Origin of the sequence: Enterococcus sp. S53 (genome assembly GCF_016516865.1) — a bacterium.
GTDB classification, from domain to species: Bacteria; Bacillota; Bacilli; order Lactobacillales; family Enterococcaceae; genus Enterococcus_D; species Enterococcus_D innesii.
Genome location: NZ_JACVUH010000083.1, coordinates 1 through 271, shown reverse-complemented (window position 1 = coordinate 271; position 271 = coordinate 1). Strand labels below are relative to the sequence as shown.

Below are 271 nucleotides of genomic sequence, written 5' to 3'. Positions count from 1 at the left end.
TAACAACGATACTACTTTAACGAGATTGCAGCAGATATGCGAGATGTTCAAATGCGAAATGTATTTTACTGTTGAGTTTCACAACTTGAAAGTGACGAAGAAAAGAATCAATATTGTTTATCAAATTGGGGTAGAAACCAACGAGGTACTTAACGCTGGCGTTGACCTGATCACTGTTGGGAAACACATTAACGTAGATAATTTGAAAACTGCTTTGATAGTAACAGGTGGCAGCAATTTTAACAATTTGGTCTACAACGACGGAAACTAC

1 protein-coding gene is annotated in these 271 nt (G+C 36.9%); it reads left to right on the top strand.

Annotation, left to right across the window (positions count from 1 at the left end):
* The coding region (locus IAE45_RS18770; protein WP_200143178.1) for a phage tail spike protein at nt 1-271 on the top strand (271 nt) is incomplete at both ends.